This window comes from Luteibacter sp. (assembly GCF_036500425.1).
Lineage (GTDB): Bacteria > Pseudomonadota > Gammaproteobacteria > Xanthomonadales > Rhodanobacteraceae > Luteibacter.
In genome coordinates this window covers 38,193-50,852 of the sequence record NZ_DASYCB010000077.1, presented here as the reverse complement: position 1 = coordinate 50,852, position 12,660 = coordinate 38,193, and the positions used below count along the sequence as shown (strand labels likewise).

16 protein-coding genes and 1 tRNA gene are annotated in these 12,660 nt (G+C 62.4%); 1 reads left to right on the top strand and 16 read right to left on the bottom strand.

Going from position 1 to position 12,660, the window contains the following annotated elements:
• Positions 1-140 precede the first annotated feature (140 nt).
• The 10 genes from VGN46_RS18835 to VGN46_RS18790 all read right to left on the bottom strand — a co-directional run bounded on the left by VGN46_RS18835 (position 141) and on the right by VGN46_RS18790 (position 5,910).
• Positions 141-1,175 carry a site-specific integrase gene (locus tag VGN46_RS18835; RefSeq protein ID WP_331646084.1) on the bottom strand — a complete coding sequence of 345 codons (1,035 nt, stop codon included), beginning with the start codon at positions 1,173-1,175 and terminating at the stop codon, positions 141-143.
• A gap of 360 nt (positions 1,176-1,535) precedes the next feature.
• Positions 1,536-2,600 carry a hypothetical protein gene (locus VGN46_RS18830; RefSeq protein ID WP_331646082.1) on the bottom strand — a complete coding sequence of 355 codons (1,065 nt, stop codon included), beginning with the start codon at positions 2,598-2,600 and terminating at the stop codon, positions 1,536-1,538.
• 100 nt (positions 2,601-2,700) lie between these two features.
• On the bottom strand, positions 2,701-3,402 hold the full coding sequence (locus VGN46_RS18825; RefSeq protein ID WP_331646080.1) for a hypothetical protein: 702 nt from the start codon (positions 3,400-3,402) through the stop codon (positions 2,701-2,703).
• On the bottom strand, positions 3,402-3,632 hold the full coding sequence (locus VGN46_RS18820) for a hypothetical protein (RefSeq protein WP_331646078.1): 231 nt from the start codon (positions 3,630-3,632) through the stop codon (positions 3,402-3,404). Before VGN46_RS18820 ends, VGN46_RS18825 begins: the two co-directional genes overlap by 1 nt.
• A 1-nt stretch (position 3,633) precedes the next feature.
• Positions 3,634-3,834 (bottom strand): Ras family protein, encoded by a 201-nt coding sequence (locus VGN46_RS18815; RefSeq protein ID WP_331646076.1) that lies wholly within the window; start codon positions 3,832-3,834, stop codon positions 3,634-3,636.
• Positions 3,831-4,139 carry a hypothetical protein gene (locus VGN46_RS18810; RefSeq protein WP_331646074.1) on the bottom strand — a complete coding sequence of 103 codons (309 nt, stop codon included), beginning with the start codon at positions 4,137-4,139 and terminating at the stop codon, positions 3,831-3,833. The genes VGN46_RS18815 and VGN46_RS18810 overlap by 4 nt, the downstream gene beginning before the upstream one ends.
• A gap of 13 nt (positions 4,140-4,152) precedes the next feature.
• On the bottom strand, positions 4,153-4,509 hold the full coding sequence (locus VGN46_RS18805; RefSeq protein WP_331646072.1) for a hypothetical protein: 357 nt from the start codon (positions 4,507-4,509) through the stop codon (positions 4,153-4,155).
• Positions 4,510-4,575: 66 nt separating this feature from the next.
• Positions 4,576-5,076 (bottom strand): hypothetical protein, encoded by a 501-nt coding sequence (locus tag VGN46_RS18800; protein WP_331646070.1) that lies wholly within the window; start codon positions 5,074-5,076, stop codon positions 4,576-4,578.
• A gap of 35 nt (positions 5,077-5,111) precedes the next feature.
• A complete protein-coding gene (locus VGN46_RS18795; RefSeq protein ID WP_331646068.1) occupies positions 5,112-5,429 on the bottom strand; it encodes a R body protein in 318 nt (105 codons plus the stop codon).
• Between the two features lie 106 nt (positions 5,430-5,535).
• Positions 5,536-5,910, bottom strand: coding sequence for an FAD-binding monooxygenase (locus tag VGN46_RS18790; RefSeq protein ID WP_331646066.1), 375 nt, complete (start codon positions 5,908-5,910; stop codon positions 5,536-5,538).
• A 24-nt stretch (positions 5,911-5,934) separates the two neighbouring features.
• Here VGN46_RS18790 and VGN46_RS18785 point away from each other — a divergent pair, with 24 nt between their 5' ends.
• Positions 5,935-6,867 (top strand): hypothetical protein, encoded by a 933-nt coding sequence (locus VGN46_RS18785; RefSeq protein WP_331646064.1) that lies wholly within the window; start codon positions 5,935-5,937, stop codon positions 6,865-6,867.
• Between the two features lie 69 nt (positions 6,868-6,936).
• Here VGN46_RS18785 and VGN46_RS18780 read toward each other — a convergent pair.
• The 6 genes from VGN46_RS18780 to VGN46_RS18755 form a co-directional block, all read right to left on the bottom strand.
• Positions 6,937-7,029, bottom strand: a tRNA-Ser gene (locus VGN46_RS18780).
• Positions 7,030-7,104: 75 nt separating this feature from the next.
• Complete coding sequence (csrA, locus tag VGN46_RS18775; protein ID WP_247334906.1) at positions 7,105-7,308, bottom strand: carbon storage regulator CsrA; 204 nt, start codon at positions 7,306-7,308, stop codon at positions 7,105-7,107.
• Positions 7,309-7,614: 306 nt separating this feature from the next.
• A complete protein-coding gene (gene alaS / locus VGN46_RS18770; RefSeq protein WP_331646061.1) occupies positions 7,615-10,248 on the bottom strand; it encodes an alanine--tRNA ligase in 2,634 nt (877 codons plus the stop codon).
• A 69-nt stretch (positions 10,249-10,317) separates the two neighbouring features.
• A complete protein-coding gene (locus VGN46_RS18765; RefSeq protein ID WP_331646059.1) occupies positions 10,318-10,836 on the bottom strand; it encodes a regulatory protein RecX in 519 nt (172 codons plus the stop codon).
• Positions 10,814-11,860, bottom strand: coding sequence for a recombinase RecA (gene recA, locus VGN46_RS18760; protein ID WP_331646057.1), 1,047 nt, complete (start codon positions 11,858-11,860; stop codon positions 10,814-10,816). Before recA ends, VGN46_RS18765 begins: the two co-directional genes overlap by 23 nt.
• A gap of 101 nt (positions 11,861-11,961) precedes the next feature.
• Positions 11,962-12,471 carry a CinA family protein gene (locus tag VGN46_RS18755; RefSeq protein WP_331646056.1) on the bottom strand — a complete coding sequence of 170 codons (510 nt, stop codon included), beginning with the start codon at positions 12,469-12,471 and terminating at the stop codon, positions 11,962-11,964.
• Between the last annotated feature and the right edge of the window lie 189 nt (positions 12,472-12,660).

The following is a 12,660-nucleotide window of genomic DNA, read 5'->3' as shown; positions in this document are numbered from 1 at the left end:
CGCGTGCGCCAAGGGGTTGCGGTTAGCATCCATAACGCATACTCGTATATAGACAGGTATAAGTGAGTATAAGAAGAATTGCTTAGTCGAGCATATATATGGTTAGTATCTTCACGATCATATGTCCTCAGAGCACTGATTCACCCTAGCTTCTTTGCCAGGTCCTCAGCGCGCGGATGATAGTAGCGTTTGAGCTGCCGCAGATCCTTGTGCCCCGTAACGCTCGCCAGTTCTATGAGGTTAGGCAGTTTTTCCGCGAGCCGTGAAGTAGCTTCGTGCCGCTGGTCGTGGAGGCGTAGGTCGCCGAGATTCGCGCGCGTCCTAGCGCGACGCCACGCCTGCTGGAGAGCGCTCTTGGTGATCGGAAATACCCTGGGCTCATCGTCTTGCCGCGGCAACGATTCCAAGATCGCAACGGCGCGAGACGACAGCGGCACCGTGCGCGGGTCGCCATTTTTCGTTTCGGGCAAGAAGGCGGTCTGCTGTTTCAGGTCAACGTTCTGCCACAGCAATCGGGAAAACTCCCCTAGTCGCATCGCCGTTTCAATTGCGAACTGAACGGCCGGCTTGACCCAAGGATTTCGCGTACCCACGCGGTAGTTGCCCGCACGCTTCTCGCCTTTCGTCGGCGCTGCGTGATCGGCTAGAGCTTCCAGCAGGCGCTGTTCCTCGCCCTCTTCTAGTCGCCTGTCCCGTGCCTTGCTCGCCGGCGGCAATCGAATGGAGCTCACCGGGTTCTCTGGTAGGGCGATCAATAAATCCTTGCGAACCCATGTAAAGAAGGAGCTGAGGGTTTGCAACTCCCGTCGCACCGTGCCCGACTGTACGGACTTCAGGCGCCGATCACGCCAGCGGATCAGCTCCTCAGAGGTAAGGCCTGACAGCCGAAGGTGACCGAAATCCTTGATGAATCTCGCTAGGTGGTAATGCAGTACGGCCGCGGACTTCATCATGGCGGCGACCTCACCCTCGTAGCGCGTCAACAGCTCTTTGACCGTTGTGCGTTCGGCTACTCGGAAGTCGCGATGCACGCGGCGGTGAATATTGTTCTCAGTTTGCGCCGCCCATGCCGCCGCCTCTGCCTTGGTACGGAAGGTAGCGGAGCTCTGGCGGCCCCCAGTACGACGCACCCGTACGCGGTAGGTACCTTCATCGGTTTTCGAGATCGACGCCATTGGAACCTCAGTTGGACGGAATTTGGACGGAATAGTCTACATAATATCCGCAAACCCGCATCGCAGCTATGTTGTATTTGACGTTCGGGACGTAGAAGTCGCAGGTTCGAATCCTGTCTCCCCGACCAATATTCAAGTAGTTACATCGCTTGACGATGAAAAGCCCGCCCTCAAAGCGGGCTTTCTTCGTTCACGGTCTTCGTTCCTAAGGCCACCGAGCCTGACGAGGGACCGCGTGTCGCAGAGCGCTGATCGATTCTGAATCCTTTCATCGAAAACACCGGCCACTGGCCGGTGTTTTTGTTTTGGGCAGCGTAAAAGCCTCATCCCCGGCGCGACACCCGGGCCACGGCCCTGTCTTCAGTCGTACAGGGGCAGAGGAGACTTGGACGCCCACACGCCCTGGCGGCGTTTTTTGCTCACATACTCCCCGCGCGCATAGTCCAGGAGCTGGTAGCTCGCATTAGCGGGCAGCTCCTGGAAGTCGAACTCGCTGTTGCCGAACGTCGTCACCACGCCTGTTTCGGCATCGAAGCGACCCACCTGGAAGCGCGGCTCCCGCAGGCCGCTCGCGACTTGCGACATACCATCGGTGAGCATGACCAAGGCGCCGTCGACGACAGCCACCGCCTCATCGACGAGGGACATGCCGCACGAGGTGACGAGTTGCAGGCTCAGCTTGCCCGCTGCCGGCCCCATCATCCGCTCCAGCTCGGTCACGGCATTCAACACGACCTGCTCGGAATGATCCAGACACACCTCAAGCCCGACGCTCATGCCGTCCCAGAAGATGAGGTTGTCCCAGTGCTGTTCGGGATTGAGGTCGAAGCTATAGACCGTCGTCGGATCCTGGTTGGCGTGCGCGCTAGCGGACGGACCATCAATGTTGGAGATGTAGTGTTTCTCCATCAGTACGTACTGGGCACTGTTGTCCGGGGTGTCGCGTAACCCACGCAACATGATGGCGGTGTTCAGCAGGTTCAGCCGATCGCCTGGATTCTGGCGAGGCAAGGCCGAACAGATGCTACCGGCCACGATGGTCCAATCCTTGAAGAGGGGCGTCCCGCGTACCACCATGTCGAGAGCCGCCGCCAATTCCTGCCTGGATGCCTCGGGATAGGATCCGAAGCTGGTGCCGAGCTGGAATCCATAAGCACTCACTTCAGAGGGCGATGCCTTGCGGAAGTAAAACTCGGGCGCGATGAACACCTTCAGCGTGCTGTCGTCTTGCATGCCCTCCTGGTTTCGGTAGGTCTGGGCGGTCCAGAAAAGCACGTTGGCCAGACGCTGGGCACGCGCCTGCAGGTCAGGATCGGAAAGGACGACCTGCGGCGCGCCGTTCATCGGCTGAACGTTGCCAGGTGAGGTGGGATAGAACGTGGGCACCATGTAGCTGAAAGGCAATAGCGATGTGTACTGGGACATGTCTGCATGCTCCGTCATGGGTGGAATGGGGAAGGCCCATGTCGCGCGGAGGTGGGCTTCGGCTCCGCCGGGTCCATCCGAGTTGGCCGACAAGCGGCCGCTAGCCCACTTCCTCGATCAGCCAGTAGATTTCCTGGATGGTCTGTAGCGCGATGGTCTGGTCCTCGGCGGCGATACCGGCCAACGGCAGCAGTCCGGGAATCGCAATGCCGGGAATAACGACAATCGGTGTGCCGTTGGTGTCCGTGGATAACGGCTTCGGCTCGGGAACACCCACGAAACCATGCCGGATAGCCGATACGGCAAAGCCCAGGGCGATAAGCGCAAGAACCACCAGCACCATCACGATGAGCTTGATGGGCGGCACCGGAATCTTCTGGATCAGGCTGGCAATGAAGCCGATCGCGACGAGGCAATCGATGTTGAGCGGGCTGTTCAATGTTCGTACGAGTTCAAACTGGACCAGTTCACCGGCCTGTTGACGGAACATCACCGCATAGCGCGCGCCTTTCACCACCACGGGGACCTCGACGTGTCGCGCCACGCGCGTGTTGTCGGTGGCGCGGTAGGCGATACGGCACACCCCCTGCACGATCGCTGTAGGCGGCGACACGGTGAGCCAATCGGCGGTATGGCCGGGCAGCGACACTTCGCTTGCATCGGCGCGCACGATGAAGAAATCGCTGGGCGGCGATGGCGCGGAAACCGGCACACCTTGCTGCGCATAGGCACCCGGAAAGGCCACGATCACCACCTGTTCCGGCAACGGACGTGTCGCATGCCTGTCACGCGCCACAGCCATTACCCTGCCTTCGTGGCGGCCGCCGCGGCGACCGTCGTTTCGTAGGCTGTCAGGCCGCCCACGATCGCCACGGCGCTGAGTGCCAGCGAGCCGAAGATGAGCGGTGTCGTCTGGTTGCCGAGGATCTCCACCATAAAGGTGTAGCCCGCCTCCGCCTCAGGAATCGCCACGGCGTTCAGGGCGGTCGCGGCAGCCAGCGGCGTATCGACGATGGAGCCACTCGCGGCCATCTCAGCGGCCCGGCGCCGGCGGCAGGTTATAAAGCACGCGGATCCGATCAAGGACCTTGTTGTTTTCTTCGGTGATGATGCGCATCTGCTCATCGGCATTGCCTTCCACGCCGAGCAAGGCGATGTTAGTCGCCACTTTCGTCATCGATTCGGCGATGTCCTCCACCACCTTGCCCAACTGCGCAATGGTTTCCTGGCTCACGGGTGGTCTCCTTCCATGATGTCGGCATCGCCAGCCCGTGCCGCCACGTGCAGCGTCTGGATATCGCCTGCACTGAGCGGCCTCGTCACCAGATGGCCATTGACGTAGGCGATACACGAAGCAAATGATCCCGGCCCAAACACCGTCTTGTGCTGGTCACTGACCGCGGCCGATGGCAACACCGACAACACGCCATTCACCCGCGTCTCCACCACGCAGAAATCCCCTGCGCGCAGGTTCGCATCGAAGCCTCGCTTTAACTGGTCGTTGATCTGTTCGATGAGCATGCTGTTGAAGTCATCCATGCGCGACTCCGGTTCAAGGTGTGGGCACGAACGCTTCGACCGCCGCCTTGAGGTCGGCTATGTCTTGCGCGAGCTCGTTGGAGCTGAAGACGAAAACATCGGACCGGGCCGCAAGCGGCGCGGGTACCTGAACACTGGAGACCGCACGGGCCAGGATCACGTGGCGCAACCGGTTCAGCGCGTCCTGATGGGCGACCTGCGCCTGCGCGCCCACCGCGGTACTGTTCACCTGGTTGCCATAGGCAAGGTTGGTCAGGGCCGAGGCCTGCTGGGCCGTCGCTACTGAGTTGATCGCCAGCGCGGCGGTGATGGCATCGCCGGAAGGCCCGCTCTCGTGGATGTTGATCTCGACGACTTCGATCGTTTCCATGTCACTTACTCCCCCGGAAATGCGGGGCGGCACCTCCGCCGCCCCGCTCCTATCGTCGCGTTACGGTTACCGGCTCTTCCTGATCCGGATGGTCGCGCCACGGCTCGTATCGACGCTGACGTCCACCGATTCCCTGGTGAAGCGTCCCGGCACGAAGATCTCCGGCATATCACCGTTGAGCACGACGATGACCAGACGGCCGGCCTCGTCGATGCTCAACTCGAGATCCCGCAGCCGCCGATGACGGTGACCACCGCCACCCGTCGCGAACGCCTCCACGACCGACTTCAGGTCGGCGATGGACTGCGCCAGCTCGTCGTTGGTGAGCACATCCACCGCAGAACGAGCCTCCATCGGGCCAGGGTCGCTCACGGTGCTCACGGCCTTGGCTACCAGCGGAACGGTGATTTCGTTACCCGCCTGCTGGTTCGATACCGCGTTTTGCTGGCCGAGGTTGCTGCTCGACACCACGTTCGCGAAAGCAAGGTTGGATATCAGGGCGGGCTGCTCGCTTATCGTCTTGAGGTTGCCCGTCGCCACGGCGTTGACAATCTGTTCGTCAAGCATGTTCTGCGCTCCGAATTAACGCCCGGCCTGCCGGGTTACTTGCTGGCGAAAGCCTGCAGCGTGGCCTTCATGTCGGCGATGGTCTGGGCCAACTCGTTGTTGGTCAGGATATCGACGGCCGAACGCGCCTCGAGTGGGCCGAGGTTGCTGATGGTGTTCGATGCCTTTGCGACGATGGACAGGCCCAGCTCGTTCATCGCCTGCTGGTTGGCCACCGCGTTCTGCTGCGAGAGGTTGGTACTGGCTACCGTGTTCGAATAGGCCAGGTTGGAAAGCATCGCCGGCTGTTCGGAGATGGACTTGAGGTTGCCAATCGCGACGGCGGAAACGACGTCATCGGGAAGTGCGGCCATGATGATTCTCCTTGTGAATTGCGTGGTTGATGGAAACGACTTACCTGCATGGGCCCCTGTCGAGGGCATCCAGCGCACTCATCCGCGATGAATGCGCATGAATTCGTTATGTATCGCTGGATGTTTTTTTCCCGCCGTCCTTGAAGAGCCGCTCCATCTCGCCGGCGATCTTTTCGAGGTCTTTGCCCATCTGGTCGATGGACGTCTGGTTCTTGCAGCCACCCGCGGTTTCGATCATCGCGACGCACTTGGCCGCGGCTGCCATCTGCACCTGGTTCATCGCCTGCTGCTGGCTCAGGCTGATCTGCTGCTGCATGTTCTGGTTGAAGATCTGCTGCGCGAGCGCCAGATTCGCCAGGATGGCCGGCTGTTCGCCGATGGACTTGGCGTTGGAAATTGCGATCGCCTGGACGATGTCGTCAGGAAGTTGGCCGGCCATTGGTATCCCCAGTGATGTGGCGAGCACGAGCGCAAGGCGCATCGCGTCGATGGGGAGATCCTAGGTTTGCCGGCAGGCGGGCATAAGTATCGTTACGGTAACGATTTCTCCGCTGTTACCGTAACAACCGCTGTGCGCGATCGCACCGCGGTTATCGTCGGAAGCCGGACCGGAGCCAACAGCGCGAGCATGGAAACGGCATCCGCACAGGATCGGATTCGCAGGGGGGACGTGGTGAAGACGGAAATCGACGAGACCAGGGAGATCGACGAGGGGGAGATCCGAACAGCGTGTGCCTCGATCATGGCGAGTGATGCCTTTCAGAAGGCACATCGCATGAGGCGGCTCTTCGATTTCCTGACCCGGCAGGTGCTGGCGGGCGAGAAGGCCATCAGCGAGTACGCCATCGGCATCGAAGTGTTTGGACGCAACCCGGCGGACTACCTGTCCGAAGATCCGTCTGTGCGCGTCCAGGTGGGCCGCCTGCGTCATCGGCTGGCCGCTTACTACACCGACCACGCAACCACCGGGGATGTCGAGATCACCATACCGGTCGGACGCTATACACCCAGCTTTCGCCGCGTGGTGCGACACGAGCGTACTCACCCGCAAGGCACGTACCTGTTGGTACAGCCCATCCGCTACATCACCGAACGCGAGGAAGGGCAGGCTTTCGCAAGCGGCCTTTACGAAGAATTACTTAACCAGCTCTTTTCCTCGTTCGGTGATGTCTTCACGCGGGCCGCGCCGCCAGCGGCCTGGTCAGGCAACGCAGCGGGAGATGCCGATGAAGACCGCACGGCGCGTCACCGGTTGATCGAAGGCAGCCTGAGGGTCGATGCCGAACGCATGCGAACTTCGATCCGACTCATCGATGCCTCGCTCAGCCGCATTACCTGGGCCCGACATTTCGACCGCTCGGTGCAGTTCGGTATTCGCGAACAGGAAGAACTTGCGGCATCGATCTGCCGCGCACTGAAAGACGCGGTTTCCCTTTGAACCGGCGATGAGCGATTTTTTTGTAGGTGCGGAAACGCAAAACGCCCCTTTCGGGGCGTCTTGCGTAACTGGCGGAGAGTGAGGGATTCGAACCCTCGATAAGGCTTTTGACCCTATACTCCCTTAGCAGGGGAGCCCCTTCGGCCTCTCGGGCAACTCTCCATTTTGAACTATCGCTAGGCAGATGCCCGAACGAGCCAGCAAGGATACTTGTCCTTGCGCTGGCCGTAAAGCGTTTTACTGGTCGTGGTCGTCGCCCGAATGGCCGGCGGGATCGTTCTCGTTCTTGATGCGCTGGTAAATCTCTTCGCGGTGGACCGCGACATTCTTCGGTGCGTTGATACCGATACGCACCTGGTTACCTTTCACACCCAGAACAGTGACGGTCACCTCGTCGCCGATCATCAGGGTTTCACCGACCCGGCGGGTCAGAATCAGCATGATTGATACTCCATAAAATCAGGTAGTGGCTTCCCCACCTACGACAACTCACCCCGAGTCTTGTCGCCGGTGGATTGACTTTCCGACCATCGAAGGCCGAACTGCCTTCCCCGGCTTACTTTTGCGTGCGTGTCGCTGACCAGCTTTCCTGCTTGTATCGACCCGACCCATCGATGCCGAGAAAAAGCGCGCCGACATTCAGATCATACTAGCTGAGCCAAACACGGTGGCGCAACGCACGGACGGCCGAAACGGGCGTCCGGGGCGCCTTTACCGCACCCCTTGGCAGGGTCAGCCGGGGTTCGTTCAGCGAAGTTTGACTTCCACCCAGGCAGGAATACCCGCCAGGATGCCGGGCAGCGCGGGGCTATCGACACCACCGCCCTGCGCCATGTCCGGACGACCGCCGCCCTTGCCGTCGATCTTCGAAGCGACCTCAGCGACGAGATCGCCGGCCTTGACACGACCAAGGGCGCTGCCGCCCACGCCCGCGACCAGCGAAACACGACCATCGGCTGCACCGGCCAGGATCACCGCGCAGTCGCCCAGTTTTTGCTTAAGCGCATCCAGGCTATCGCGCAGCGACTTGGCATCCAGGCCCTCCAGGCGCGCCGCGACGACCTTGATGCCCGCGACGTCCGTAGCGGACTCGGCAAGATCAGCAGACGCCGAATGGGCCGCCTTGGCCTTGAAGGATTCGATCTCTTTTTCGAGTTTCTTCTGCTTATCGAACAGTTGGCGTAGCTTGTCGACGACCTCGTCGCCGTTGGCCGCGAGCAGGCCCGAGACTTCGCCCAGGATGCGCTCTTCGTCGGCGATGCGTGCCATGGCACCCGCGCCGGTCACCGCTTCGATACGGCGGACGCCGGCGGCGACGCCGGATTCGGAGACGATCTTGAACAGGCCGATATCGCCGGTGCGACCTACATGGGTACCGCCGCAGAGTTCGGTGGAAAAATCGCCCATCTTCAGCACACGGACTTCAGCGCCGTATTTCTCACCGAACAGAGCCATGGCCCCGAACTCGATCGCCTCGTCGTAACCCATGTTGTGGATCTCGGCGGCCGCGTTGCGGCGCACCTCGTCATTGACCATGCGCTCGATCTCGGCGAGCTCTTCGGCGGTGACCGGCTTGAAGTGCGAGAAGTCGAAACGCAGGCGCTCCGGCGCCACCAGCGAACCCTTCTGCGACACGTGCTCACCCAGGACGGTGCGCAGGGCGGCGTGGAGCAGATGGGTGGCGGAATGGTTCAGGACCGTGGCCTGGCGCTGGGCGCCATCGACCGCCGCACCCACCATGACGCCCTTCAGCAGTGGCGCAGAGCCCTGCCAGGTGCCGAAATGGGCGAAGAACGCGCCACCCACCTTCTGGGTGTCTTGGACCGCAAGCGCGCCCGACGGGTTGCGGATCATGCCGGTATCGCCGACCTGACCGCCCGACTCCGCGTAGAACGGCGTGCGATCGAGCAGGAGGAAGCCCTCCTCGCCATCCGCCAGCTGCTCCACGGCCTTGCCGTCACGGACGATCGCGACGACCTTGGCATCGGCCAGGTCGAGGGCGTCGTAGCCCGTGAAGATCGTCGGCTGCAAGGCGCTGGCCACGTCAGCCGGCAGCTGCGCCTTGCTCGAGAAGTTGCTGGCGGCGCGCGCACGGGCACGCTGCTCACCCATGGAGCGCTCGAAGCCCTCCATGTCGACGGTCATGTCGCGCTCGCGGGCGATGTCGGCCGTGAGGTCGACCGGGAAGCCATAGGTGTCGTACAGGCGGAACGCATCCGCGCCCGGGATGATCTTGCCGGCCTTGGCGGCGATATCGTCGAACAGGCGCATGCCGTGCTCGAGCGTTTCACCGAAGCGCTCTTCTTCCACCTTTAGCGCCTGCTCCACGAAGGCCTGCTTCGAAGCGATATCCGGGTAGGCTTCACCCATTTCGGCGACCAGCGGCGAAACCATTTTCCAGAAGAAGTCGCCACGTACGCCGAGCATCCAGCCATGGCGCAGGGCGCGGCGGATGATGCGGCGGAGCACGTAGCCGCGGCCTTCGTTCGAAGGCAGCACGCCATCGACGATGAGGAACGAGGCCGCACGAATGTGATCGGCGATGACGCGCAGCGACTTGTTGCCGATATCCGGTGTATTCGTGAGGCGCGAAGCCTCGCGGATCAGGTGCGCGAACAGGTCGATTTCGTAGTTGGAATGCACATGCTGCAGCACGGCCGCCAGACGCTCCAGACCCATGCCGGTATCGACACACGGCGCCGGCAGCGGGCTCAGCGTGCCATCGGGCGCCCGGTCGAACTGCATGAACACGAGATTCCAGATCTCGATGTAGCGGTCGCCATCCTCATCCGGGGAGCCCGGCGGGCCACCGGCGACATCGGCGCCGTGGTCGTAGAAGATTTCCGTGCAGGGACCACAGGGGCCGGTATCGGCCATCTGCCAGAAGTTGTCCGACGCGTATGGCGCACCCTTGTTGTCACCGATACGCACGATGCGCTCGGCGGGCACGCCCATGTCCTTGTTCCACAGATCGTAGGCTTCGTCATCGGTGTGATAGACGGTGACCCACAGGCGCTCGGCCGGCAGCTTGTAGACCTCGGTCAGCAGCTCCCACGCGTAACGGATGGCATCGCGCTTGAAGTAGTCGCCGAACGACCAGTTGCCGAGCATTTCGAAGAAGGTGTGGTGGCGCGCGGTGTAGCCCACCTGGTCCAGGTCGTTGTGCTTGCCGCCCGCGCGCAGGCAGCGCTGCACATCGGCGGCGCGCACATAACCCGGCTTTTCGCTGCCGAGGAATACGTTCTTGAAGGGAACCATGCCCGAGTTGGTGAAGAGCAACGTCGGGTCGTTCGACGGCACCAGCGATGCCGAGGGCACGATGGTGTGGTCCTTGGCGCGGAAGTATTCCAGGAAGGTCGAACGAATTTGGGCGGTTTTCATGAGCGATCGTGGCTTGGGGCTGCGAGGATCGCGAAAGACACCCAGTCACGGAATCAAGGCTCGCTGCCTTCAGTCGTCGTCGGGATCTTCCGCATCGGCGTGGGTAAGAACACGTACTGTGGCGGCGGCGAAGCCTCGACGCAAGAGGAATTGCGCCCGCTTCTGCCGCTCGGCCGGGTCGGCGGAGGGCGAGCCATAGCGCCGACGGAGCTGATTCGCGGCCAGATCGTCCCAATCGACGTCGGCGGATTCGATCAGGGACCGGACCGTGGCGTCCGGAATGCCCTGGCTGCGTAGCTCGGCGCGGATGCGGGCTGGGCCATAGCCCTGCCCCACCCGGTTACGGAACAGCGACGCGGCAAAACGGTCGTCATCCTGGTAGCCCTGGTCGCCCAGGCGCTCCACGGCGGTGGACGATTCATCACGCGAAAAACCGCCGCGCCCCAGCTTCTGCTGGAGTTCGCGGCGGGAGTGTTCGCGCCGGGCCAGCAGGCCCAACGCCTTGTCGTACGCGGTGCGGATCGGACGGGCCGCTTTCCCGGTGCCGTCCGTACCCGCCCCGGACTCAGGCCTCTTCTTCGACCTCATCCTGCTCGGTCTTCGCTGCGGAGGAGCCCGAACCCGGCTTGACCAGCAGACGGGCGCGAAGCTCGGCGTCCACTTCGTTGGCGATGGCCGGGTTGTCGCGCAGGAACTGGCGGACGTTTTCCTTGCCCTGGCCGATGCGATCGCCCTTGTAGCTGTACCAGGCGCCCGACTTGTCGATCAGGTTCTCGCGCACGCCCAGCTCGATGATCTCGCCTTCGCGCGAAGTGCCCTCGCCGTAGAGGATCTCGAACTCGGCCTGGCGGAACGGCGGCGCCACCTTGTTCTTGACGACCTTGACGCGGGTCTCCGAACCGATGACTTCATCGCCCTTCTTCACCGCGCCGATGCGACGGATGTCGAGGCGGACCGACGCGTAGAACTTCAGCGCGTTACCGCCCGTGGTGGTTTCCGGGCTGCCGAACATCACGCCGATCTTCATGCGGATCTGGTTGATGAAGATGACCAAGCAGTTCGACTTCTTGATGTTGGCGGTGAGCTTACGCAGCGCCTGGCTCATGAGGCGGGCATGCAGGCCGACGTGGGAATCACCCATTTCGCCTTCGATTTCAGCCTTCGGCGTGAGCGCCGCGACCGAATCCACCACCACCATGTCGACCGCGCCGGAACGCACGAGCATGTCGGCGATTTCGAGCGCCTGTTCACCGGTATCCGGCTGGCTGACCAGCAGATCGGCCACGTTCACGCCGAGCTTCTCGGCATAGGTCGGGTCGAGCGCGTGCTCGGCATCGACGAAGGCGGCGGTGCCGCCGGCACGCTGGCAGGACGCGATGGCCTGCAGGGTCAATGTGGTCTTGCCGGACGACTCGGGACCGTAGATCTCCACCACGCGGCCGCGCGGCAGGCCGCCGATGCCCAGGGCGATATCCAGGCCCAGGGAGCCGGTGGAAACGGTGTCGATCTGGTCGTCCACGCGGTCGCCAAGACGCATGACGGCACCCTTGCCGAACTGCTTTTCAATCTGGCCGAGGGCACTCGCCAGCGCCTTGCGCTTATTGTCGTCCATCGTAGTTTCCGGTGTGCTTGTGTATAGGGAGGTATCTTGCCGGAGCGGGGTCTCAGGGCCTGCGATCCGTCAACACGTGATTTTGCCACAGCTGGGCAGGCTTACCCGTTCAGCTCGGTGACCATTCCAGCTAAAGCGGCGGCTACCGTCTGTCGGCGAACCGCCTCGCGATCCCCTCCGAAATGGAAGACTTTGGCGTGGGCGTAGCCCCCGCGCCGCTTCCAGCCGATCCACACGGTGCCGACCGGCTTCTCCGGCGTCCCGCCCGAGGGGCCGGCGATGCCGGTAACCGCCACGGCCACGCCCGCGCCATACCGCGCCAGCGCACCGGAAACCATCTCGAGGACGGTCTCCTCACTGACCGCGCCGGTGCGCTCCAGCGTCCGCGGGTTCACCCCGAGCAGGGCTTCCTTGGCGCTATAGCTATAGGTGACGACGCCGGCCTCGAACCAGGCCGAACTGCCGGCGAGGTCGGTGAGCGCCTTAGAGATCCAGCCACCGGTGCACGACTCGGCGGTTGCGACCATGACGCGCTTGTCCAGCGCGGCGGCGGCCACCTGCTGTGCCAGCGCATTCAGCGCGGCGTCGTTGAATGAAGCGTGGGAGTCCATCGGGGTTCCAGACAGCAAACAAGACGACGGTTCTACCCTGCCCTGACGACTCTGTCGATGCGGCGTAAGGGCTTTCCTACACAACAGCGCGGGCGCCGCCGGGTTGCGCAACTCTGCCGAGCCCTTCACAGTTACATTTCGCACGTTGTGCTCGACAATCTGGCGTCCTTGGCCGGAGGACGGGATCGA